Genomic DNA, 24,420 nt, shown 5'->3' with positions numbered 1-24,420 from the left:
CCCCATTTTAAACGCAACTTGCAACATTAACGGTAAAATAAACGGAATCGCATTACTGCCAAAACGTGCAAAAAAATTGCCCAAAATCCCAATGGCATAGATTTTATTTTTAAATAATTTACTGCGAAATAACGCATTTTGATGGGTATGTGCATGATAAGCATAGATCAGTGCAGCGAGCAAACCTGTGATCAATAAAGCAAGACTGAAACTTTTTGACACTTCACGACTTGCGATATTTTCAATGCCCAAAGCCATACCCACCATCGCAATGACCAATAAAACAAAGCCACTCAAGTCAAATTTCTTCACTGAAGGTTCGGTGGCATTCGGCATGGCTCTAAAGGTCACAAACATGCCCAACAGCCCAATGGGTAAATTGATCAGAAAAATCCAATGCCAAGACGCAAATTCGACCAACCAACCCCCTAAAGTCGGTCCCATCAGTGGTCCCATTAAACCTGCCAAACTCATTAAACTCATGGCAGATAAAAACTGCTCACGGGGAATAATCCGCAACATTGCCAAGCGCCCGACAGGCAACAGCAATGCACCACCAATACCTTGCAGTACTCGAAAGGCAATTAAGACATTAAAATCATTGGAAAATGCACAGCCAAGAGAGGCGAGGGTAAAAATCACAATCGCAGCAAAGAAAGTATTGCGTACCCCAAAACGATCTGCGAGCCAACCACTGAGCGGAATACAGGCTGCAACCGACAATACATAGCTGATGACCACCCCATGCATACGTAAGGGATTTTCCTGCAAACTTTCTGCCATAGAGGGCAGTGCAGTGTTAATAATCGTAGTGTCCAAACCTTGCATGAAAAAGTCGATGGACACCAAAAAGACCAATAGGTAAAACTCAGGCTGTAATTTTTGATGCGATGGCGTGGCGGTCATAGCTCTGCAAAATTTGGATTTTTCAATATTCTAAAGTAAAGCTGATGTGAAATCTGTAGAAAGCATGTTTTGTTTTTTGGTCAATAAACTGCAATTATTTTGTCACTAGGCTGTCATAAAAATTTCATTCAAGTTGCATAAATTACTCAAAATTTAAACTCAACAAAAATGGAAAATTTGAATGAAATTTAAGATTTCAGCACTGTGTTTCGCAATGCTTTCGATGGGGCTCATGGCATGTAATGATGATAACGACAAGCACAATGACAATAATACTCAGCCACCTGTTGTAGAGGAAGTAACCCCTACAACGATTAGTTTAAGCCGTTTAGGCAGTTATGAAACAGGTGTGTTTGAAGAGAGTGCAGCAGAAATTCCTGCTTATGATGCTGCTTCAAAACGGATTTTTGTTGTGAATGCCAAAAAAGGTGTGATTGATGTATTGGATGCTTCAAATCCTGAAAAGCCTATACATATTGGTGAATTGTCTGCACGTGAGCATTTAGCAAACTCAGAAGTTAATTCTGTGTCTGTGAAAAATGGTATTGTGGCACTTGCTGTGCAAGCTGAAAAGAAAACTGATACAGGTATTGTGGCATTTTTTAGTGCCAAAGATTTGAAATTTATTAGTAAAGTCAATGTGGGTGCATTGCCTGATATGTTGACATTTAGCCCTGATGGAAAAACAGTTTTGGTGGCAAATGAAGCTGAACCCAATGATGACTATAGTATCGATCCAGAAGGTTCAATCAGTATTATTGACCTGACAAATATTAATCAACCTATTGCAACGATTGCTGATTTTAAAGCGTGGAATAGTAAAAAGACGGAATTGATCCAGTCAGGTGTGCGTATTTTTGGACCAAATGCAACGGTTGCGCAAGACCTAGAACCTGAATACATTACGATGAGTGATGATGGCAAAACTGCTTGGGTAACTTTACAAGAAAATAATGCGATTGCCAAAATTGACATTACAAGTAAAAAGGTCACAGATATTTATCCACTTGGTTTTAAAGATCATGGACTTGCAGCTAATGCTCTGGATGTCAGTGATAAAGATAAGAAAATCAATATTCAGGCATGGCAAGGTGTGCAGGGCATGTATCAGCCTGATGCAATTTCACATTATCAAGCCAATGGTTCAACGTATTTAGTCACAGCCAATGAGGGTGATTCACGTGAATGGTTGGCAGATGAAACTGCTTATTTTGCAGGAGATGCAAGCAAAGGCTATGTTGAATCCATTCGCATGAAACATTTATTTAATAAAAAAGGTTTCAATGCAGAGGGTGACTATCCTGCACATTTACAACAAATTGTCATCGGTGCAAAAGGTGCAAAACTTGATCCAACGGTCTTTGCGTATTGTGGTGCAACGGCAACTGAAGCGGGTCAATGTCGTGATGATGAGCAATTAGGGCGCTTAAATATTGCATGGAATATGGGTTATGAGATCAATGCTGATGGTTCTCCTAAACTGGATGCCAATGGTTTACTGACATATAACAAGCTTTATGCTTATGGGACACGTTCATTCAGTATTTGGGATGCACAGGGTAAATTGATTTGGGATTCGGGCAGTGAGTTGGAGCGTAAAGTGGCAGAACTGTTTCCGAACTATTTTAATACTGATCATGCGGTTGTGGCATTTGATGACCGTAGTGACAATAAAGGTCCTGAACCTGAAGGTTTGACTGTTGGTAAAATTGGCAAAAAGACCTTTGTATTTATTGGTTTAGAACGTCAAAGTGGCATTATGGTTTATGATATTAGCAATCCGCAAAAACCGATGTTCGTACAATATTTTAATGATCGTAACTTTAAACAAGATCAAGTTTTAACAGACAGTAAAGGTCAGCCGATTTTGGACAAGAAAGGTCAGCAGATTTTGATTGAAAAAGCAGATTTGGGTCCTGAAGGCTTAACTTTTGTGGCAGCGAAAGACTCACCTAATGCTAAACCGATGTTAATTGTGGGGAATGAAGTTAGTGGTTCAACTGCAGTCTATCAGATTAATTTAAAGTAAATTGCTCAAAATATTGATATGTAAAATTAAAAAATCGAGCTTTAGCTCGATTTTTTATGCGTAAAAATTTGGTTTAGATCACAAATTTTTTTGGTGTTTGTAAATTACGAATCGCAGAAAAAATTTCATCTTCAGTTTCACAAACGATCAATTTTGCACGATGCTGTGGTGGTAAAAAACCTTCCTGAACCGCATGATCAAGCTGTGCAATCATATGATTGTAAAAACCATTCACGTTATATAGCATCATTGGTTTTTGGTGTTGATTGAGCTGTCCCCAAGTGGCAACTTCAAGTATTTCCTCAAATGTACCTAAACCACCTGGTAGGGCAACAAAAGCACTGGCACGTTCTGCCATCATGGCTTTTCGAGAGTGCATATTTTCCACAATGTGTAATTCAGTTAAATTTTTATGAGCAACTTCATAGTCCAACATGAACTCTGGAATCACACCAACGACTTCACCACCATGTTCCGTAACAGTATCTGCGACTTGTCCCATTAAACCAATACTTGCACCACCATACACAATACCAAAACCATGTTCTGCAATACCTTGTGCTAGATGGATGGCTTTTTCTTTATAAATCGGGTTATTGCCAAAACGTGAGCCACAATAAAGAGCGATTAAAACCTGTGTTGCTTTATTTTCAGTGGAGAGTGTTGGATCAAGTGGGTTGATTAATGCATTATTCATAAATTATTTTTCACCTTCATCATCTTAAATCTTTATTTTTCATTATGATTCTACGGCATAAATATGACAAGGTTGCATGAAGTTGTGTTTTGTTTGCAATGTTTTGTAATGCTCTGTGTTGAATTTACTTGCGTGGAAAGTGATTTATAGCGATTGTGAAAAAAAAGATGAATTCCTAATGAGTCTTGATATAATTGACATCTGTTTTACAACAAACAAATGAATCAACATGGGTAGTGGTTGTCATCGCTCCGAAAATACATATTCTTCTCATATAACAAAAGCATTCCATCACTTGAATCTAAACTGCATTTTATTCAAAAGCATAATGCCACTTTGCATTAGAGAGGTGCAGTCATGATTTTAGAATGGATGTCTGATCCTTCCGCATGGGTGGGATTAGCAACGCTTGTGGTCCTCGAAATCGTTCTTGGTATTGATAACCTTGTTTTTATCGCTATTCTTGCGGAAAAATTACCACCAGAACAGCGTAATAAAGCACGTATTTTAGGATTAATGCTCGCACTCTGTATGCGAATGGTGCTATTAGCATCTATAGCGTGGGTGATTACGCTGACTAAGCCGCTATTCCATATTTTAGAACATCCATTTTCAGGGCGTGATTTGATCCTGTTGTTTGGTGGTGTATTCCTCTTGTTTAAAGGCACAATGGAGCTGCGTGAACAGTTGGAAGGACATGGACCAATCAAAGAGGAAAATCCTGTACACGCTGCTTTCTGGATGGTAATCGTTCAGATCGTGGTACTTGATGCGGTGTTTTCACTCGATAGTGTGATCACCGCTGTGGGAATGGTGAAAGAACTCTCAGTGATGATGATTGCTGTAGTGATTGCTGTAGGAATCATGCTATGGGCATCAAAACCTTTGATGGAGTTTGTGGGTAAACATCCAACTATCGTGATTTTATGCCTGTGTTTCTTAATGATGATTGGTTTTTCGCTCATCGTGGAAGGTTTTGGTTATCACATTCCAAAAGGTTATTTATACGCAGCGATTGGTTTCTCGGTCATGATTGAGTTCTTTAACCAAACTATGCGTAAAAACCAAGAAAAAACGGTGACTACCACAGATTTACGTTTCCGTACTGCTTCAGCAGTGATGCGTATGCTTGGTGGGAAAAGTATAGCAAATGCGGATGGTCAAAATAATAAACCTGAAGATGTTTTGGCAACACAAGCCTTAGCTGATGAGATTTTTGACTCGGAAAATAGTGCCTATCATAGTGTGATGGTACAAGGTGTTTTAGGTTTGTCTGAACGTCCTGTTAAATCCGTAATGACACCACGCCCAGAGTTGGAATGGTTAGATTTGGATGATGATGAAGCCAGTATTAAAGAAAATTTAATGTCAATGGCACATTCTCGTTTGATCTTGGCACATGGTGAACTGGATAATATTGCTGGGATTGTTCCTACACATAAAGTATTGAACGACTATATTGAAACAGGAATTTTAGATTTTGAAAAACATCTACGTGAGCCTGTGATTGTGCATGAAAATGCACAAGTCTTGATGGTGATGGAGCAATTACGTCAAGCACCTTTACAAATGGCGATCGTACTGAATGAATATGGCTCTATCGAAGGGATTGCGACACCCATTGATGTATTGGAAGCCATTGCAGGCGAGTTTCCTGATGAAGATGAATTAGAAGCCGCAGCCGAAAGCTTGGAAGATGGTTCACTGATGTTAGATGGTTCAACAGATATACGCCATGTGTCTTTGCTTTTAGGGCGTGATTTGGTCGATGAGTCGGAACAATATTCAACTCTTTCAGGTTATATCTTATTTCACTTGGGGCGTTTGCCTGAAAGTGGCGTAAAGTTTGAAGCCGATGGATATATGTTTGAAGTCGTTACGATGGATGGGCATAAGATTGATAAAGTTCATATTGTGGCATTGGAAAAGTCACAAGATGATGATTGATCAAAACTTTTAAACCATGTTCTATTTAATAAACTGCTTCGTGCAGCTTATTTTTTGTTTGAAAATGGGAGATATTCGAAGCTTAGATTTGCTTGTGATGCTACGGTAAATCAGCTTTCCTTAAAAAGAATGATTGGCAAAAATAGATAGATTGAAGTACATACTCATTTTTGTGTATTCGCAGATACTTCTTTAGTCATGCAATTTCCCATTTATTTTGAATAATAAAAAAGAGCGTATATTGAATACGCTCTTTTTTACACCAACTTAGAGAAGTTTATTGCACTTCGTTAATCAGGTTCTCTAAAGAATCATGAGATTCTTGACGAGGTGTAGGGTTTTGAGGACGTGGGGTATTCATTGCAGGTGGTGCTTGACGAGTAGGTGTAAGCACACGTTCTACATCATTATTTTCACCCGGTAGATCATCAAAGTCATTTGATGGATTATGTGTCGGTGCAACAGGTGTAGGACGATAAATCGGGCGTGCAAGAGGTGGAGATGTACGATATTCATCTTTCTTCGCTTGCGTGTTATCTTCACTTGCAAGATGACCACGTTGCTCTCTAGAAATTGGATCTTTAGCATCTTTATCTAAATGCACCCAAGCTGATGGCGTACCTTCAAGGGCTTTACCCATAAAGTTACTCCAAATTGGTAATGCTGCGATTCCACCATATTCACGGCGACCTAGAGTAGATGGCTTATCGAAACCTACCCATGCGATCGTTACTAACTTACCATTAAAGCCTGCAAACCATGCATCTTTAGCATCATTGGTTGTACCTGTTTTACCACCAATATCACTACGACCAATTTTCAATGCTGCACGACCAGTACCGTGCACGATGACATCACGTAAAATATTTGCCATATCATAAGCAGATTGTGATTTTAAAATGCGTTGTGCTTGGCGATATTGGCTTTGCTCTTCTTTGCTCAGTTCTTTTTGCTGTGGTGTTTTAGCTTGTTCATCTAAGCTTTGATTGGTCATTTCAATGACTTCATCATCTGGCGTGGTTGCTTCTGCATCGACTTCTACATCTTTTTCATTGATACAAGAAATACATGCATATTCAGGTTTTGCCTCATAGATGGTTTTACCATACGCATCTTCAATACGACTGATAAAATGGGGTTGCACACGATAACCACCATTGGCAATAGCTGCATAGCCTGTCGCCATTTGTACAGGAAGTACCTGTGGTGTACCTAGTGCAATCGTGAAGTTACGTGGAATTTGATCTTCTTGTAAACCAAAGTCCATCAACAATTGACGAGCACGTTCGACACCAACACTTTGTAATAGACGGACAGATACAGTATTTCGAGATAAATACAATGCTCGACGTAATGGGATCATCCCTAAATAACGACCATCAGAGTTTTTCGGTGTCCAACGTCCGATAGTAATCGGATTATCATTGACCATACTATATGGGGTCATACCACGTTCAAGTGCTAAAGCATAGATAAATGGTTTAATGGTTGAACCCGGTTGACGCCAGCCTTGTAAAGCACGGTTAAATTTGGATTGATAGAAGTTATAACCACCAACAACAGCTTCAATCGCCCCATCATTTGGATTAATGGCAATCAATTGTCCCTGAACTTTTGGCACTTGAACCAATGCCCATGCAGTTTTTTCTTCATTCGGTCTTAAACGGATAATATCTTTCACTTTGACAATTTGTGATGCACGGCTATAACCACCGCCGACACTATTGGCATTACGATATGGACGTACCCATGACATACCAGACCAAGGTACAGTGACTTTAGAACCATCTTGCATTAAGGCATCAAAGCTATTGGCATAGACTTTGACCACCTCAGCAGGATAGGTGTTGGCATAAGGTAAAAATTCATTGAGTGGTTTGTCATGTGCTTCAGGACCACGCCAACCATGACGACGGTCATAGTCCTCTAAGCCTTTTTGCACAGCATCTTCAGCATATTGCTGACGTTTACTATCAATCGTGGTGTAGACCTTATAACCTGAATCTACTGCAAGATCACCAAATTTTTCTACAAGCTCAGAGCGAACCATTTCACCAACATAGGGAAATTTATTGTTAATACCACGATCAGGCATGCTCAAACTTACGGGCTCAGCCACAGCTTTGTTGTATTGTGCTTGATTGATATAGCCGAGTTGTAACATACGCCCTAAAATCCAGTTACGGCGTTCTAAAGCACGTTCAGGATTTGCAACAGGATTGTATTTTGAAGGTGCTTTTGGCAAACCAGCAATCATCGCCATTTGCGCAATGCTGAGTTGGTCTAAGCGCTTGTCATAATAAATTTTTGCAGCTGCTGCGATGCCATAAGCATTTTTACCTAAGAAAATTTTATTGACATAAAGTGTCATAATTTCTTCTTTGGATAAATTTTGCTCAATTTTTCGTGCTAAGAAAACTTCTGTTAATTTCCGCTTTAAGGTACGTTCAGGGGATAAATAATAATTTTTCGCCACCTGCATGGTGATGGTCGATCCCCCAGTTTGTGCTCCCCCAGTGACAGATTCACTGACAGCACGCCCCAAACCTTTAAAACTTACACCGCTATGTTCAAAAAAAGATGAATCTTCAGCAGCGAGGAACGCATGGATAAAGTTTTTCGGAATTTGGTTGTACTCAACAGGTACGGAAAGCTTGCCACCATATTCAGCAATTAATTGATTATCAGCAGTATATACCTGCATAGGTTTAAGTAATGGCGCCTTTTTTAAGGAGCTCATTTCTGGTAAAGATGGTGCAATGTAAAGGTACATTCCATAAAAACCCATCGGGATTGCTATTAAAATAATGATAATCAGCAAAAAAAATGGATGAACATACCCTGATCGAGATAGCTTTTTCATAACAAGTAAGTTTTAATAAGAGCTAATAGCAAACTAATTGATGGTCAGTATAGCTTTTCGTTTAGCAGATTGTTAGATGACTTATTGTATCTATAAAAATTTTAGACCAATTGCAATCAGTTTGTGACGTTTTTTGGGGATAAAAATAATAGGAATTCTATCGTGCTTAGAATAAGTCGTAAGCAAGTTAAGGGGCTTATAGGGGTGGATATCAGTTCAACCTCTGTAAAGATATTAGAACTCTCTGTTAAGAACGGTCGTTATTGGGTGGAAAGCTATGGACTGAGTCCATTGTTAGACGGAAGCGTGGTTGAGAAGAATATTCTTAATCCAGAGGCAGTATCGGATGCTTTAGAGCGTGCGATGAATATTGCTAATCCTCAATCCATGAATGCGGCTGTCGCAGTGACTAACTCTATGGTGATTCAAAAAGTCATCGAAATGGATGCGGACATGAACGATGAAGAGCGTGAAGTTCAAATTCGTATGGACGCAGAGCAGTACATTCCATTTCCATTGGATGAAGTCAGTCTGGACTTTGAAGTTTTACCTGATAAGTTACCTAACCCAAATCGGGTGAACGTGGTACTTGTAGCAACACGTACTGAAAATGTCGATTCACGTGTTGAAGTACTAGAGATCACAGGTTTAACAGCAAAAGTTGTAGACACAGAAAGTTATTGCATGGAGCGGGCTTTTGAAGTGTTCTCAGATACTTTACCTATTGGTGCCAATATGGTGGGGATCTTAGATATTGGACATACCATGACGACACTGTCTGTGATGCAAAACGGTAAGATTATTTATACGCGTGAGCAAGTCTTTGGTGGTAAACAACTCACCCAAGATGTGCAAAGCCGTTATGGTCTATCGTTTGAGGAAGCAGGGCGTGCGAAGAAAGACCGTTCATTACCTGATGACTATGAAACAGAAGTATTGATTCCATTTTTGGAAGCAGTAGTGCAACAAGCAGCACGATCTTTACAATTCTTTTTCTCATCGTCACAATTTAATGAAATTGATCATATTTTATTAGCAGGCGGTAATGCTAATATTCCTGGACTTGCGAAATTATTACAACAAAAATTGGGTTATCGAGTCACTGTGGCAAATCCATTCTTACAAATGGGTTTTTCACCACAAATTGATTTGAAAAAAATAGAAAATGATGCACCTTCATTAATGGTAGCATGTGGCTTAGCAATGAGGAGTTTTGATTAATGGCAAAGATTAATTTACTCCCATGGCGTGAAGAACTAAGAGAACAACGAAAAAAGCAATTTGTTGCGATTAGTATTGGGATCGCTGTATTGGGGTTGATCGTCGTATTATTGGCTTGGATGTATTTTAATCAACGATTAGATGACCAAGAGCAAGCAAATCAATTGGTTGTAAGCACTAACCAAAATTTGGATACACAGTTAAAGACGTTAGATGGATTGCAAGAACAACGTAATGCGATTATTGAACGTATGAAACTGATTCAAGGTTTACAAGGTCAACGCCCTGTTACAGTACGTTTAGTAGATGAGTTGGTGCGTGTTGTTCCACCTGCGATGTATATTACTAAATTTAGTCGTACGGGTGATAAATTTACGATTGAGGGTAAAGCTGAAAGTCCAAATACTGTTGCAGATTTACTCCGTGGTTTAGAAGCATCAGAATGGTATCGAAATGCTTTCATGAATTCGTTCTTGGCAGCAGAAGAAAATAAAAATAAACCAGCGACATCGGTTGTGCCGAGGGCTGAAGAATCTTATGGAAGTTTTGTTGTAAGTGTCGATATTGGGGAAATTGCACAAGCAGCTAAACCTGATGCCGAACAAGCGCAAGCAGCTGGGGGTGCTAAATGAGTCGTCAAGAACTTGATAAAATAGATTCAGTTAAAGATGCACCACAAAAGAAAAAAATGTCAGTCGACAAGTTTTTTCAACAATTTAATACTTTAGATCCAAATAACTACGGAAGTTGGCCTGTATCGGTCAAAATTACCTGTTGGCTGTTTATTCTTTTCGTGGTGTGTGCGGTTGGTTATTTTCTTGTGATCAAGCCAAAGCTTGATGCAATTGATTCAGCACGCGTACAAGAACAAACATTACTCAATGAATTTAAAGAAAAAGACTCAAAACTGAGAAATCTTCAACAATACCAAGCGCAACTGCAACAAATGCAAATGGATTTCACACAGCAGTTAGAACAGTTACCGAAAGAAACTGAAATACCTGGTTTGGTTGAAGATATTAACGTGACTGGTGTAAGTTCTGGTTTGAAGTTTAAAAATATCAAATTGGAAAATGAAGTTCAGCAAGAGTTTTTTATTGAACAGCCGATTTCAATTGAGGCAACAGGTGATTATCATTCTTTCGGTGGTTTTGTGAGCGGTATCGCAGCGTTGCCACGGATCGTCACTTTGCATGATTTCACAATTACTGCAGAAGCAGCAAAAGATGCAAAATCTGATGTACCTTTAGTGAATTACGCTTTGAATGCAAAAACATATCGTTATATTGGTACAGATATAGAGACAACTGCTGCGACAAATACAGCACAAGATGCTAATACAGCTGCAACACCTGCTGCAACAGGTTCAACAACAGCATCTGATTCAAAAAGCTCTTCACAAACAACAAGTACAAAGGGGAGAAAATAAGCATGAATTTATTTAAATTGATCAGCAGTCTTTCTCTTGTTGCTTTATTGGTTGGATGTGATTCACGTATTGACGCTGTTAATCAACAGATGGCAGCGATTCGCAGTCAACCGCCACAACCGATAGAACCAGCACCGACATTTGATGCTGTACCAAGCTTTAATTATTCAGCGCAGCAGTTACGTAGCCCTTTTTTACCAAGTTCATTGGCAAACGAGTTAAAGATTATGTCTGGGAAGCGGGTCTATCCAAACTTCTCAAGACAAGCGCAGCCTTTAGAAAGTTATGCACTTGAAACTTTGAGTTTTAAAGGCAGTATGAAATCAAACTCAGGACAAATAGTTGGTCTAATTCAGACACCTGATAAAGAAGTAGAGCGTGTACAAACAGGCAACTACTTGGGGATGAATCAAGGGCGAATTATTTCAATCACTCCAACACGAATTGATCTTTTAGAGATTGTACCAGACGGGCGAGAAGGTTATATCGAACGACCACGTAGTCTTGTATTGATCGGTCAATTAGATTGAGAATGGATGAAGGAATAAAAATGAAAAATAGCATTAAAAATTTTTGGGGTGGGGACGGCATATTTATGAACACTTATTTACGTCAATTTTCAATGGCGGCAGTATCAATTGCGGTGATGCAAGCGGTTGCAGCGCAAGTGACAATGACCAATGTAGTACCAATGCAATTGCCAGGACAAGGTACAGAAATTCGTGTGATGTTTAATGGTTTACCACCACAGCCACAAGCGTATCAATTAGAATCACCTTCACGATTAGTGCTCGATTTTAATGATACAAAGCAAGGCTTAACTCAAACAGCAATTCCTGTATCTACATCTGAGGCATCTTCAGTGAATATTGCTTCAGATGCGCAACGTTCACGCCTAACTGTTAATTTAAACAATAAAAGTACTTTCACGACGCGTGTAGAAGGCAATACTTTTATTTTAAAAGTAAATAATGCTAATCAAGCAGCTACATTGGAAAGTTTTGCACCAACAGCAGTAAAAGCAGCTCAGGGCGTATCTGATATTGGCTTCCAACGTGGCAATAAAGGCGAAGGTCAAGTCAGTATTAATCTTGCTGGTGTGAATACACCTGTAGATGTTCAACAACAGGGCAGTAAAGTGGTGGTACGTGTACTGGGTAATAAAATCCCAACACACTTGATTCGCCGTTTAAATGTGAATGATTTTGCGACACCTGTGGCAACGATTGATGCACATAATGATGGTAATAATGGGGTCATTACCATTCAGTCAACGGGTAGCTACGAATATATGGCATATCAGGCTGAGGATAAACTTACGGTCAGTTTGAAACGTCCAGAAGATACACGTCCAAACAAACCAGCATCAAGCCAATCTTATACAGGTAAGAAAATTTCCTTAGATTTCCAAGACATCGAAGTACGCCGTGTATTACAGCTTTTGGCTGATTTCACAGGAGTCAATATGGTGGCTGCGGACTCTGTACAAGGTAATATCACTTTGCGTTTAAAGGATGTGCCTTGGGATCAAGCACTTGATATTATTCTTAAAACGAAAAATTTGGATAAGCGTCGCAGTGGTGATGTGATTTGGATCGCACCTGTACCTGAGTTAATTAAATCTGAAGAAGATGAAGCCAAAGCGATTGCACAAAGTATTAAACTTGCACCAATTCAAACAGAATATGTTCAGTTGAGCTATGCCAAAGTAGCGGATGTATTAAAGTTGCTAGAAGATTCTAGAAAAAATATTGGTAATAGGGGGGCTGATGATAGAGGATCGAATACCGACTCTTTAGCTTTAGAAAGCTTACTCAGTTCACGTGGCAGTGTAGTTGCAGATACACGAACCAATACCTTGATTGTTAATGATACTGCAACCAATATCGATAAAGTTCGTAAAATGGTGGACTTACTCGATGTTTCTGTTAAACAAGTGATGATTGAGGCACGTATTGTTCGTGCATCTACAGGTTTCTCTAAAGAAATGGGTGTGAAGTGGGGTATTTTATCACAAGGTGTAACACGTAATAGTGATTTACTTGTTGGTGGTAGTGACCAAACACTTTGGGATTTAAAAACACCAGATGATGATGGTAAATATACAATAGATCGTACAAATGGTAATAATTTAAATGTGGACTTAGGTGTTGCTAATGCAGCAGGTAAGATTGCGTTTGGTTTGATCAGTTTATCCGATTTTATGTTGGATCTTGAGCTTTCTGCTTTACAAGCAGATGGTTATGGTGAAGTCATTTCCACACCAAAAGTCATGACCGCAGATAAACAAAAAGCCAAAGTATCTTCAGGTCAACAAATTCCATATACTACAACAACGAACTCGGCTGCTGGTTCAACTGCGACCACTGAGTTTAAAGATGCATTATTGAGCCTTGATGTAACCCCAAGTATTACCCCTGATGGTAAGGTTCAAATGCAACTCAACATTACTAGTGATTCACGTGGTGATACAGCGCCGAATGGTGAAGTGATTTTAAATAAAAATGAAATCAATACCAATGTGCTGGTAGATAATGGTGAGACTGTTGTGCTTGGTGGTATTTTTGAACAAGAAACATCGAATCAAACCAGAAAAGTTCCTTTTTTTGGTGATATCCCTTATATCGGACGTTTATTCCGTACAGATGCCAAAGTTGAAAACAAACGTGAGTTGTTAATCTTTGTGACACCTCGAATTATTAATGACAGTCGTAACAGAAATCATTAATATACTTTCAATGAAAGCAATTCAATAGGTGACTCCTTGCCAAGCAAAGAGTTTGAAACCCTACCAAATATCTATTTGGTAGGGCCAATGGGAGCAGGAAAAACAACTGTTGGTCGACATTTAGCAGACTTGTTGGGGCGTGAGTTTCTTGACAGTGATCATGAGATTGAACGTAAAACAGGAGCAACTATTCCTTGGATTTTTGAGAAGGAAGGAGAACATGGATTTCGTGCTCGTGAATCCATTGTGATTAATGAGTTGACGACCAAAAAAGATTTAGTGCTTGCCACAGGTGGTGGTGCTGTTACCCAAGCGATCAATCGAGAATATCTAAAACATCGTGGTATCGTGATTTATTTATATACCCCTGTAGAACTTCAATTACAAAGAACTTATCGAGATAAGAATCGTCCTTTATTGCAAGTGGAAAATCCAGAGCAAAAACTTAGAGACCTCCTTAATATTCGTGATCCTTTATATCGAGAAGTTGCACATTATATTATTGAAACAAATCAAGGTGCTGCACGTGATTTAGCACAGCGCATTTTACAAATGATTATTTCTAAAGATATTATTTAATACTGGTTGTTAGGCATAGATATTCATGCAAACTTTACATGTTGAACTTGGTGATCGTCGTTACCCAATTTTCATTGGCAGTCATTTAAATCCTCAAGAATTACTTGAACCTTATATTAAAGGTCAACAAGTCATGTTGGTGACAAATACCACTGTACAAGCATTATATTTAGAACATTATGTTCACTCGATTGAAAAATTAGGTAAAAAAGTTGCAACGTGTGTGTTGCCTGATGGTGAAAAATATAAAAATATTGAGCATTTAAATTTAATTTTTGATGCTTTATTGGAAAATGGTTTTAACCGTGATGCAACAGTACTTGCATTGGGGGGTGGAGTGATTGGTGATATGGCAGGATTTGCTTCTGCCTGTTTCCAACGTGGTGTGTATTTTATTCAAGTACCAACCACTTTATTGTCACAAGTTGATTCAAGCGTGGGTGGAAAAACAGGGATTAATCATCCACTGGGTAAAAATATGATTGGTGCATTTCAGCAACCCCAAGTGGTTTTGGCGGATATGGCACAACTTGGTACTTTACCTCCACGTGAGTTGTCAGCAGGTTTAGCAGAAGTGATCAAATATGCACTGTTGGGCGATGCAGAATTTTTAACATGGCTAGAACAGCATATTGATGGTTTACTTGCGCAAGATGCTGATTTATTAGCAGAAGCGGTTTATCGTTCATGTGCACATAAAGCACGTATTGTGGCAAATGATGAAAAAGAGCAAGGCGAGCGTGCTCTACTGAATTTAGGTCATACCTTTGGTCATGCGATCGAGTCTTATTTAGGTTATGGTGAATGGCTACATGGCGAAGCTGTGGCAACTGGTATGGTAATGGCAGCTGATTTGTCTCAGCGCATGGGCTGGCTCAGTACCGATGATCTGGAACGTACAAAAAAAATCATACAGCGTGCCAAATTACCTATAGTATGTCCTAAAATTCCACTTGATGAATTTTTAGCATATATGTCACATGACAAAAAAGTGTTAAATGGTCAATTGCGTTTGGTGTTGATGAAGCAACTCGGGCAAGCAGTAATTACCAAAGATTTTGATGTAGAGTTGATGAAACAAGCAATTCTCGCTAACCAAGCATAATAAGGTTCAGGCAATGGCAGCAATTCGTTCAAATTGGCAGAATATCCAACAGTATATTTGGTTAATTATGGGGTTGCTGTGCTTTCTTGCTGCACTGATTTTCTGGGCAATCACTGATACCAAAGAGTTGGTTGAAGTAAGCAACCCGATCGAAGAAACTCAAGTGCAAATCCAACCTGAAAAAGTGGCAGCAACGACCCATCTTGGTGCATTAATGGATGAAGTGCGCCCACTTGAAATGACGACACGTGTTGTTGCTTCAGGGAATCATGAGCCTGAATTTCGTGGTACAAAATTTTTTGATGAAAATAAGAAAAATTATATTGTAGAATTATTTAGATCATCAAATGAAGATGTTATTCGTGGTTTTTTGCTTAAACAGGCTGATCGTAAGAATTTGATTTATTTTCGTTTAAGTGCAGAAGATCAGGCAGAACAATATGTAATGGCATATGGTGTTTATAAAAATGATGATCAAGCCAAAGCAGCCTTACAACAACTAACAGTATTAAAACTACCAAATACAATTCAACCACATGTGACTAATTTGGAACAATACGCAAGTTTGGTCAATGATTTAGGTTCAGAAGAGATGCTTGGTGGTAATAAGTTATATAATATCAATTTGAAACCTGCAGCATTGCCGATTATTGATGAGTCATTATTAGCAAAGCCTAAACCTGTTGTACCACCATCTTCTAGTACAACAAGAGTGGTAGCACCAACAACATCGGCTACAACCAATAGAGAAACAGTAGTTACTGAACAAAAACGTACAACGAGTACTTCTGCTACTACAACATCAACCCCAACAACAGAAAGAAAACCAACAACGCATGAAATTAGTGACCCATTTAACTAAAAGGTACTAAAATAGAGCGAATTTGGAGTGAAATAAAAGCATTTGCACAAGAATGGTGCAATGATGTATAAGAGAAGTAGACAAGAAATATTGAATAGAAGCTTTATTTTTATTAGATTTGCGTTGATTAGTGAATAAAAATAAGTTTTGGCATATTTATTGCTTTATTGGTGCACTGGTGAATGAAATTGTCCCTATTTTGGCGCAAGTAGATTGCATCAGTTGATGATTGAAGCCAGTTATATTGCTTTAAATAAGTGCAGAGTTGAGAAGTAAAAACTATTTGCAATTTAATTCAAAACTGACTGGAGTAGAGAGAACCGACAGTGTATGACTAATAAATTAGTCAATACTTTCACTGGTTTTAGATATTAGATTTTTTGCCCTTATGGGCCTTTGTTAAAAGAAGGGTACGCTATGCACATGCCATCGCCTAATACTGTAGCTCCCGCTCAAGGTTTATACCAACCGGATGAGTTTAAAGATAACTGTGGTTTTGGTTTGATCGCCCATATGCAGGGTGATGCAAGCCATGATCTCGTCAAGACCGCAATTCATAGTTTAAGTTGCATGACGCATCGTGGTGGTATTGCTGCAGACGGTAAAACCGGTGATGGTTGTGGCTTACTCTTGGCAATGCCAAAAGCATTTTTCCGTGAAGAAGCAAAAAAAATCAGTGACATTACCCTGAGCGAAATTTTTGCAGTTGGAACAGTATTTTTAAATTTAGATCCAGCCATTGCGGCACATGCAAAACAAATATTGACCAAAGAGATTGAAGAAGAAGGTTGTCGTGTCATCGGTTGGCGTGTAGTTCCAACCAATAATGATGCATTGGGTTCGATTGCAATGCAGTCTTTACCTGCGTTTGAACAAATTTTTGTCAATTGCCCAATGGGTGTGACTGAAGCAGAATTTAACCGTAAATTGTTTATGGCACGTCGTCGTGCTGAGCAAAAAATTACCAATGATCCATACTTTTATGTGACCACTTTATGTTCAACCGTGATCAGTTATAAAGGTTTGATGATGCCTGCTTATATTGCAGATTTCTATACAGACCTTGCGGATGAGCGTTTGGATTCACATATTGTGGTATTCCATCAGCGTTTCTCAACCAATACTTTACCACGTTGGCCATTGGCACAGCCGTTCCGTTATTTGGCACACAATGGTGAAATCAACACCATTACTGCAAACCGTAACTGGGCAGCAGCACGTACCCCTAAATTTGAAAATCCACTTTTACCAGGCTTAACTGACTTAAATCCGATTGTGAATCGTACAGGTTCAGATTCTTCAAGTATGGATAATATGCTTGAAATCTTGGTCGGTGGTGGAATGGACTTGTTCCGTGCGCTGCGTATGCTTGTTCCACCAGCATGGCAAAACGTGGAAACTTTAGATGCTGACTTACGTGCTTTCTATGAGTTCAACTCAAAACATATGGAAGCATGGGATGGTCCTGCAGGTCTGGTCATTCAGGATGGTCGTCATGCGATTTGTATGCTTGACCGTAATGGTTTACGTCCTGCACGTTGGGTGATCACGAAGAATGGTTATATTACACTTGCATCAGAGATCGGTGTTTGGGGTTATGAACCTGAAGATGTGGTATCCAAAGGTCGTGTTGGTCCAGGTCAAATCCTTGTAGTAGATACCTTTACAGGCAAAATGCTTGACACTAAAGATGTCAGCAATCACCTGAAAAAAATGCGTCCATATCGTGAATGGTTGCGTGAAAATTCAGTGCGTGTGCAAGGAAGCCCTGAGCTTGAAGAATATTTATGTGATCAAGGTTTAAAAGGTGATGCTTTAAAATCTGCACAAAAAATGTTCATGGTCACCTTTGAAGAACGTGACCAGTTACTACGCCCAATCGCTGAGAGTGGTCAGGAAGCGGTAGGTTCGATGGGTGATGATACGCCAATGGCAGTATTGTCACGCCAAGTACGTCATGTGACTGATTATTTCCGTCAACAGTTTGCCCAAGTGACTAACCCGCCGATTGATCCATTACGTGAATCGATTGTGATGTCATTGGAAACCTGTTTGGGGCGTGAGCAAAATGTATTTGAACAAGGTCCTGAACATGCAGACCGTTTGATCATTTCAAGTCCTGTCTTGTCTAATTCAAAAATGCACCAAATTCGTACACTCGGTCGTAAGGGTTACGAAATTGCAGATATCGATCTGAACTATGCTGAACATGAAGGTTTAGAAGCAGCAATATCGCGTATTTGCGAAGAGGCAGCACAAGCGATTCGTGATGGCAAAACGCTATTGGTGATTTCAGACAAGAAAATCCGTGAAGGCTTCTTACCTGCCAATGCTGCGATGGTGACAGGTGCGATTCACCACTATTTAATTGAAGTGGGTTTACGGACTGATGCCAACATTATTGTTGAAACGGCTTTGGCGCGTGATGCGCATCAGTTTGCGGTGATTTTAGGTTTTGGTGCAACTGCGATCTATCCATATTTAGCTTATGACGTGATTAATGATTTGATTGCTAAAGGTGAATTGTTGGGCGATCCAATCCATGCACAAGCTAATTTCCGTAAAGGTATTGAAAAAGGTTTATTGAAAGTTCTCTCGAAAATGGGGATTTCAACAGTTGCATCGTATCGTGGTGGTCAGTTATTTGAAGCGGTCGGTCTTTCTGATGAAGTGGTTGCAAAATGTTTCACAGGTGTGCCAAGCCGTATTAAAGGTGCGACTTTTGTTGACCTTGAAAATGATTTGAAAAAATTAGCAGATACTGCGTGGAAATCACGTAAGCCAATCGAACAAGGTGGCTTGCTGAAATTTGTATTTGATAAAGAATATCATGCGTTTAATCCTGACGTGATTAATGCTTTGCACAAATCAGTTCGTTCAGGCAACTATGCTGATTTTAAAGAATATGCAGAACTTGTAAATACACGTCCGATTGCAACCATTCGTGATTTATTAAAACTGAAAACAGACAATTCAATTCCATTGGAATCGGTTGAGTCTGTTGAAGAAATTTTGCCACGTTTTGACTCTGCGGGCATGTCTTTGGGTGCGTTATCACCTGAAGCACATGAAGCGATTGCGATTGCGATGAACACCATTGGTGGGCGCTCGAACTCAGGTGAGGGCGGTGAAGATCCTGCACGTTATGGCACAATCCGTAATTCAAAAATCAAACAAATTGCATCAGGTCGTTTTGGTGTAACGCCTGCGTATTTAACTTCTGCAGAAGTGTTGCAGATTAAAGTCGCACAAGGTGCAAAACCGGGTGAGGGTGGTCAGTTACCGGGTGGTAAAGTGAATGGCTTAATTGCACGTTTACGTTATTCTGTGCCGGGTGTGACCTTGATTTCACCACCACCGCATCATGATATTTATTCAATCGAAGATTTATCACAATTGATTTTTGACTTAAAACAAGTCAATCCGCAAGCGATGGTTTCAGTGAAATTGGTCTCTGAGCCGGGTGTGGGTACGATTGCTGCAGGTGTTGCGAAAGCCTATGCTGACTTCATTACCATTTCAGGTTATGACGGTGGTACAGCGGCTTCACCATTATCTTCAATTCACCATGCAGGTTCGCCTTGGGAATTGGGTCTTTCTGAAGCACATCAAGCGTTACGTGTGAATGATTTACGTGGCAAAGTCCGTGTGCAAACCGATGGTGGTTTAAAAACAGGCTTAGACGTTGTGAAAGCAGCGATTCTCGGTGCGGAAAGTTTCGGTTTTGGTTCTACACCAATGATTGCTTTGGGTTGTAAATATTTACGTATTTGCCACTTAAACAACTGTGCAACCGGTGTTGCAACACAGCAAGATCATTTACGTCAGGAACACTACATCGGTGAACCTGAAATGCTGATCAACTTCTTCCATTTCATCGCAGAAGAAACGCGTGAATGGTTGGCAGCATTGGGTGTGTCATCATTAAAAGATTTGATTGGTCGTACTGATTTACTCGAAATGTTACCGGGTGAAACTGAAAAACATGCCAACCTTGATCTTAGTGCATTGTTGGAATCGCATCCTGCGGCAGAAGGTAAAGCACAATATTGCCAAGTTCAAGGCAATGCGCCATTTGATAAAGGTGTTCTTGCTGAGAAAATGGTGGCAGAAATGTTGCCTGCGATTGAGGCAGGTACAGGTGGTGAATATTACTTTACAGTGGGCAACTGTGACCGTTCGATTGGTGCGCGTATTTCAGGTGAAATCGCAAAACGCTATGGTAACTTGAGCATGGAAGCGCATCCTGTGAAAATGCATTTAACAGGGACTGCGGGTCAGTCTTTAGGGGTGTGGAATGCGGGTGGTTTGCATATCAGCCTTGAAGGTGATGCAAATGACTATGTCGGTAAAGGTATGGCAGGTGGTCGTGTGTCGATCTTCCCACCAAAAGGTTCACCATTCCAAACCCAAGAAACTGCAATTATTGGTAACACCTGTTTATATGGTGCAACAGGCGGTAAACTATTTGCAGCAGGTACAGCAGGCGAACGTTTCGCAGTGCGTAACTCAGGTGCATTTGCGGTGATCGAAGGTGCAGGCGACCATTGTTGTGAATATATGACAGGCGGGATCGTGACTGTACTCGGTAAAGTTGGACACAACTTTGGTGCAGGGATGACCGGTGGTTTTGCTTATGTACTTGACTTGGATAATGATTTTGTAGATTACTACAACCATGAATTGATCGAGTTAAACCGTATTTCTACAGAAGCGATGGAAGAGCACAAAGAATTCTTACTTCGTATCTTGGATGAACATATTGCTGAAACGGGTAGTGCTTGGGCGTATAAGATCCGTAATGAGTTTGATTTTTACAGCCGTAAATTCTGGTTGGTAAAACCGAAGGCTGCAAATTTACAGACTTTGTTAAAAACAACCAAAGCTGATCCACAATAATTCTACTACTGCTGATATATAGGCAGGCACAGCAGATCAATCAAACTGTTTGTGCCTACCCACGGAGAGAGACATGGCTGAGCGCCTAAATAATGACTTTCAATTTCTGGATGTCGCACGCCAAGACCCTGAGAAGAAAGATCTCAATGTCCGCAAAGCAGAGTTTGTGGAAATTTATAAACCTTTTACGGCGGAAGTGGCAGCCAATCAAACCCATCGCTGTTTAGGCTGTGGTAATCCCTATTGTGAATGGAAATGTCCTGTACATAACTACATTCCAAACTGGTTAAAACTGATCGCAGAAGGACGTATTTTCCAAGCAGCAGAATTATGCCATCAAACCAACACATTGCCTGAAGTCTGTGGTCGTGTCTGTCCACAAGACCGTTTGTGTGAAGGTGCATGTACCTTAAATGACGGCTTTGGTGCTGTAACCATTGGTAATGCAGAAAAATATATCAATGATACTGCATTTGCCTTGGGGTGGCGTCCTGATATGTCGTCTGTGAAATGGACGGATAAAAAAGTCGCAATCATTGGTGCAGGTCCTGCGGGCTTGGGCTGTGCTGATATTTTGGTACGTAATGGGGTTAAACCTGTAGTTTTCGACAAACGTCCTGAAATTGGTGGTCTTCTGACATTCGGTATTCCTGAATTTAAAATGGAAAAAGATGTGATGAAGCGTCGTCGTGAGATTTTCTCAGGCATGGGCGTGGAATTCCGTTTAAATACTGAAATTGGTACAGACATTACCATTGACCAATTGCTTGCAGATTACGATGCGGTGTTCATGGGCATGGGTACATATACCTACATGAAAGGCGGTTTTGCAGGTGAAGATCTTGATGGTGTCGTTGATGCACTTGATTTCTTAATTGCCAATGTTAACCGTACCCAAGGTTGGGAAAAAGATCCATCTGAGTACATCAGTGTAGAAGGTAAAAAAGTCATCGTTTTAGGTGGTGGTGATACCGCAATGGACTGTAACCGTACTTCGATTCGTCAAGGTGCAACTTCAGTAACCTGTGCATACCGCCGTGATGAAGAAAATATGCCGGGTTCACGCCGCGAAGTGAAAAATGCGCGTGAAGAAGGCGTTGAATTCCAATTTAACCGCCAACCGATCGAAATTGTCGGTGAAAATGGCAAAGTTACGGGTGTAAAATTCGTGACGACACAGTTGGGACAACCTGACAGTCGTGGTCGTCGCAGCCCTGAACCTGTACCTGGTTCTGAAGAAATTTTGCCAGCCGACTCAGTTTTATTGGCTTTCGGTTTCCGTACGAGTCCTGCAGATTGGTTTGCAGGCGCAAACATTGGCTTGGATGGTTCAGGTCGTGTGGTTGCAGCGGAAAAGCAAGAATACAAATTCCAGACATCCAATCCGAAAATCTTTGCGGGTGGTGATATGGTGCGTGGCTCTGACTTGGTGGTAACTGCCATCTGGGAAGGTCGTCAGGCAGCAGAAGGTATTTTGGATTACCTTGACGTGTGATTGGAAGATCACGTTTAAATTTCAAAGACCCATTTCCAAGACCCGCAGCAATGCGGGTTTTGTTTTTTACGATGAAATGCAGGGTAAGATGTAAATAAATATACACTTTAAATATTTATAATTTATATTTAAATTCAATAATTTACTGTTGTATTTTAAATGAATTATTTGTTAGTAAATTGGCTAAAATGACTGAATTAACTTTTCTGCCAATTGTGTGATTATTTTGGCAATATACAATTTTGAGTGATCTGTCAGTATAGGTTTTAGTTCCAACAAATGTAGGATTATCCCGATGACAGTTGCACAAGTGGCGAAAGAAAAATCATATTTAAACCGCCCAAAAGCGATTGGGATTAAAGTACGTAAGCCTAGCTTTAACCCGAAAAATATTCGCAGACATTTCTTTGCAAATTCTCCAGTAATGTCACATTTGCTCACAGCATTGTCTTCGACATTCCCGATCGGGGAGCAGTTCTTTGTGCACAGCGTACGAAATGTGCGTGAGAAAATTACTGATGAAAAATTGCAGGCACAGATTGCGGCATTTATTGGTCAGGAAGCGATGCATTCCAAAGCGCATTCCGATTTTAATGATGCATGGCGTCGTGATGATTATAATTTAGATAGTTTCCAAGCTTGGTTAGGTCGCCGTGATGCTTTTATTAAAAGTGTGCATCCAAAATTACAGCTTGCAGTAACTGCGGCTTTTGAGCATTTCACAGCATTATTGGGTGGTTATATTTTACGTCATCCTGAAGTGTTGCAAACTTTGGATGATGATGCGATCAAGCTGTGGGTTTGGCATGCGATCGAAGAAATTGAACATCGTGCAGTGGCTTTTGATGTATATCAAACGATTTATCATGATGATAAAACTCGCCGTACTGTGATGCGTAATGTGACTACAGGTTTTGCAAGTTTGACTTTTTATTCTGCAACACGTTTGTTTATGCAGGATTGGAAAAAAAGCTTACCGAAAGTGCCGCAAAATCTTTATGGTATTTATATGATTTCTAAGATGTTGATTTCATTGATTCCTGAGTATTTGTCTTATTACAAAGCAGATTTTCATCCTGATGAAATTGATTATTCAAAAATCGTGGCTTATTGGAAAGAAAAACTTGCTGATGAGTATGGTATGGAAAGTTTCCAAGAAGATGTACATCCACAACTTTACAGCTAATAAATTTACTGTAAAAAAGCAATGTTGATCATTGGCTTTTTTATATAGAGAAAATTTAAATACGTTGTTTGATTATTGAGTAATCAATCAAATTTCATCATCAAATTGTTTAATTTTACGTTGACGTTGCCAAGGTAAAGGGCGATCGAGTGCTTCAGGTACATCGCCTGAGGTGGAGCGTAAGCGTAGGTGGATTGCTGCTTGTGCAATGAGATTGGCAGATACAGGCGCAGTGACAAAAGAAAATAGGGTAATTAACAATTCTGCAAATCCAAAACGCCCTTGAAAAGCTGCATAAATCATGGCTGCCAATAAAAAACTGCCCAAACCTAAAGTACTAGATTTGGTTGGGGCATGCAGACGCATAAATAAATCAGGAAGTTTTACCATGCCAATTCCACCGACTAAGAGGAAAAATGCGCCGATGATTAAAAAGAATGAAACGATGATTTCCATGATCAGTTGCATATTCAT

At 39.8% G+C, this 24,420-nt stretch carries 17 protein-coding genes; 13 read left to right on the top strand and 4 right to left on the bottom strand.

Annotation, left to right across the window (positions count from 1 at the left end; genetic code table 11):
• The coding region (locus tag AVJ19_RS13230) for an MFS transporter (protein WP_111860149.1) at window positions 1-906 on the bottom strand (906 nt) is incomplete at its 3' end.
• Between the two features lie 181 nt (window positions 907-1,087).
• Between AVJ19_RS13230 and AVJ19_RS13225 the strand changes: the two genes are divergently transcribed.
• Window positions 1,088-2,935, top strand: coding sequence for a choice-of-anchor I family protein (locus tag AVJ19_RS13225; RefSeq protein WP_111860148.1), 1,848 nt, complete (start codon window positions 1,088-1,090; stop codon window positions 2,933-2,935).
• Between the two features lie 73 nt (window positions 2,936-3,008).
• On the opposite strand, the gene AVJ19_RS13220 is transcribed toward AVJ19_RS13225, so the two are convergent.
• Window positions 3,009-3,632 carry a TIGR00730 family Rossman fold protein gene (locus AVJ19_RS13220; protein WP_111860147.1) on the bottom strand — a complete coding sequence of 208 codons (624 nt, stop codon included), beginning with the start codon at window positions 3,630-3,632 and terminating at the stop codon, window positions 3,009-3,011.
• A 357-nt stretch (window positions 3,633-3,989) separates the two neighbouring features.
• Here AVJ19_RS13220 and AVJ19_RS13215 point away from each other — a divergent pair, with 357 nt between their 5' ends.
• On the top strand, window positions 3,990-5,579 hold the full coding sequence (locus AVJ19_RS13215) for a TerC family protein (protein ID WP_111860146.1): 1,590 nt from the start codon (window positions 3,990-3,992) through the stop codon (window positions 5,577-5,579).
• Window positions 5,580-5,856: 277 nt separating this feature from the next.
• On the opposite strand, the gene ponA is transcribed toward AVJ19_RS13215, so the two are convergent.
• Window positions 5,857-8,442: a penicillin-binding protein PBP1a gene (gene ponA / locus AVJ19_RS13210; protein ID WP_111860145.1), complete on the bottom strand. Its 2,586-nt coding sequence runs from the start codon at window positions 8,440-8,442 to the stop codon at window positions 5,857-5,859.
• Between the two features lie 162 nt (window positions 8,443-8,604).
• Between ponA and AVJ19_RS13205 the strand changes: the two genes are divergently transcribed.
• The 11 genes from AVJ19_RS13205 to AVJ19_RS13155 all read left to right on the top strand — a co-directional run bounded on the left by AVJ19_RS13205 (window position 8,605) and on the right by AVJ19_RS13155 (window position 23,946).
• On the top strand, window positions 8,605-9,663 hold the full coding sequence (locus AVJ19_RS13205; RefSeq protein WP_111860144.1) for a pilus assembly protein PilM: 1,059 nt from the start codon (window positions 8,605-8,607) through the stop codon (window positions 9,661-9,663).
• A complete protein-coding gene (locus AVJ19_RS13200) occupies window positions 9,663-10,295 on the top strand; it encodes a PilN domain-containing protein (RefSeq protein ID WP_111860143.1) in 633 nt (210 codons plus the stop codon). Before AVJ19_RS13205 ends, AVJ19_RS13200 begins: the two co-directional genes overlap by 1 nt.
• A complete protein-coding gene (locus AVJ19_RS13195; protein ID WP_111860142.1) occupies window positions 10,292-11,092 on the top strand; it encodes a type 4a pilus biogenesis protein PilO in 801 nt (266 codons plus the stop codon). The genes AVJ19_RS13200 and AVJ19_RS13195 overlap by 4 nt, the downstream gene beginning before the upstream one ends.
• A 2-nt stretch (window positions 11,093-11,094) precedes the next feature.
• The gene (locus tag AVJ19_RS13190) at window positions 11,095-11,622 is read left to right on the top strand and encodes a pilus assembly protein PilP (RefSeq protein ID WP_111860141.1); all 528 of its coding nucleotides are present in this window, start codon (window positions 11,095-11,097) and stop codon (window positions 11,620-11,622) included.
• Window positions 11,623-11,642: 20 nt separating this feature from the next.
• On the top strand, window positions 11,643-13,820 hold the full coding sequence (pilQ, locus tag AVJ19_RS13185) for a type IV pilus secretin PilQ (RefSeq protein WP_111860154.1): 2,178 nt from the start codon (window positions 11,643-11,645) through the stop codon (window positions 13,818-13,820).
• Between the two features lie 36 nt (window positions 13,821-13,856).
• Window positions 13,857-14,399 (top strand): shikimate kinase AroK, encoded by a 543-nt coding sequence (gene aroK / locus AVJ19_RS13180; RefSeq protein ID WP_111860140.1) that lies wholly within the window; start codon window positions 13,857-13,859, stop codon window positions 14,397-14,399.
• 25 nt (window positions 14,400-14,424) lie between these two features.
• A complete protein-coding gene (aroB, locus tag AVJ19_RS13175; protein ID WP_111860139.1) occupies window positions 14,425-15,504 on the top strand; it encodes a 3-dehydroquinate synthase in 1,080 nt (359 codons plus the stop codon).
• A 13-nt stretch (window positions 15,505-15,517) separates the two neighbouring features.
• Entirely contained in the window at window positions 15,518-16,366 is an 849-nt protein-coding gene (locus AVJ19_RS13170) for a hypothetical protein (protein WP_111860138.1), read from the top strand.
• Between the two features lie 423 nt (window positions 16,367-16,789).
• Complete coding sequence (gltB, locus tag AVJ19_RS13165; protein WP_171334215.1) at window positions 16,790-21,265, top strand: glutamate synthase large subunit; 4,476 nt, start codon at window positions 16,790-16,792, stop codon at window positions 21,263-21,265.
• 73 nt (window positions 21,266-21,338) lie between these two features.
• A complete protein-coding gene (locus tag AVJ19_RS13160) occupies window positions 21,339-22,760 on the top strand; it encodes an FAD-dependent oxidoreductase (protein WP_111860136.1) in 1,422 nt (473 codons plus the stop codon).
• Between the two features lie 295 nt (window positions 22,761-23,055).
• Window positions 23,056-23,946 (top strand): metal-dependent hydrolase, encoded by an 891-nt coding sequence (locus tag AVJ19_RS13155; RefSeq protein ID WP_111860135.1) that lies wholly within the window; start codon window positions 23,056-23,058, stop codon window positions 23,944-23,946.
• Window positions 23,947-24,033: 87 nt separating this feature from the next.
• Here AVJ19_RS13155 and AVJ19_RS13150 read toward each other — a convergent pair whose 3' ends face one another.
• A complete protein-coding gene (locus tag AVJ19_RS13150; RefSeq protein ID WP_111860153.1) occupies window positions 24,034-24,414 on the bottom strand; it encodes a Na+/H+ antiporter subunit G in 381 nt (126 codons plus the stop codon).
• Between the last annotated feature and the right edge of the window lie 6 nt (window positions 24,415-24,420).

This window comes from Acinetobacter sp. CFCC 10889 (genome assembly GCF_003268395.1).
Classification (GTDB): Bacteria; Pseudomonadota; Gammaproteobacteria; order Pseudomonadales; family Moraxellaceae; genus Acinetobacter.
The sequence above is the reverse complement of the archived record's forward strand: the minus strand, read 5'-3'. Positions and strand labels throughout refer to the sequence as shown.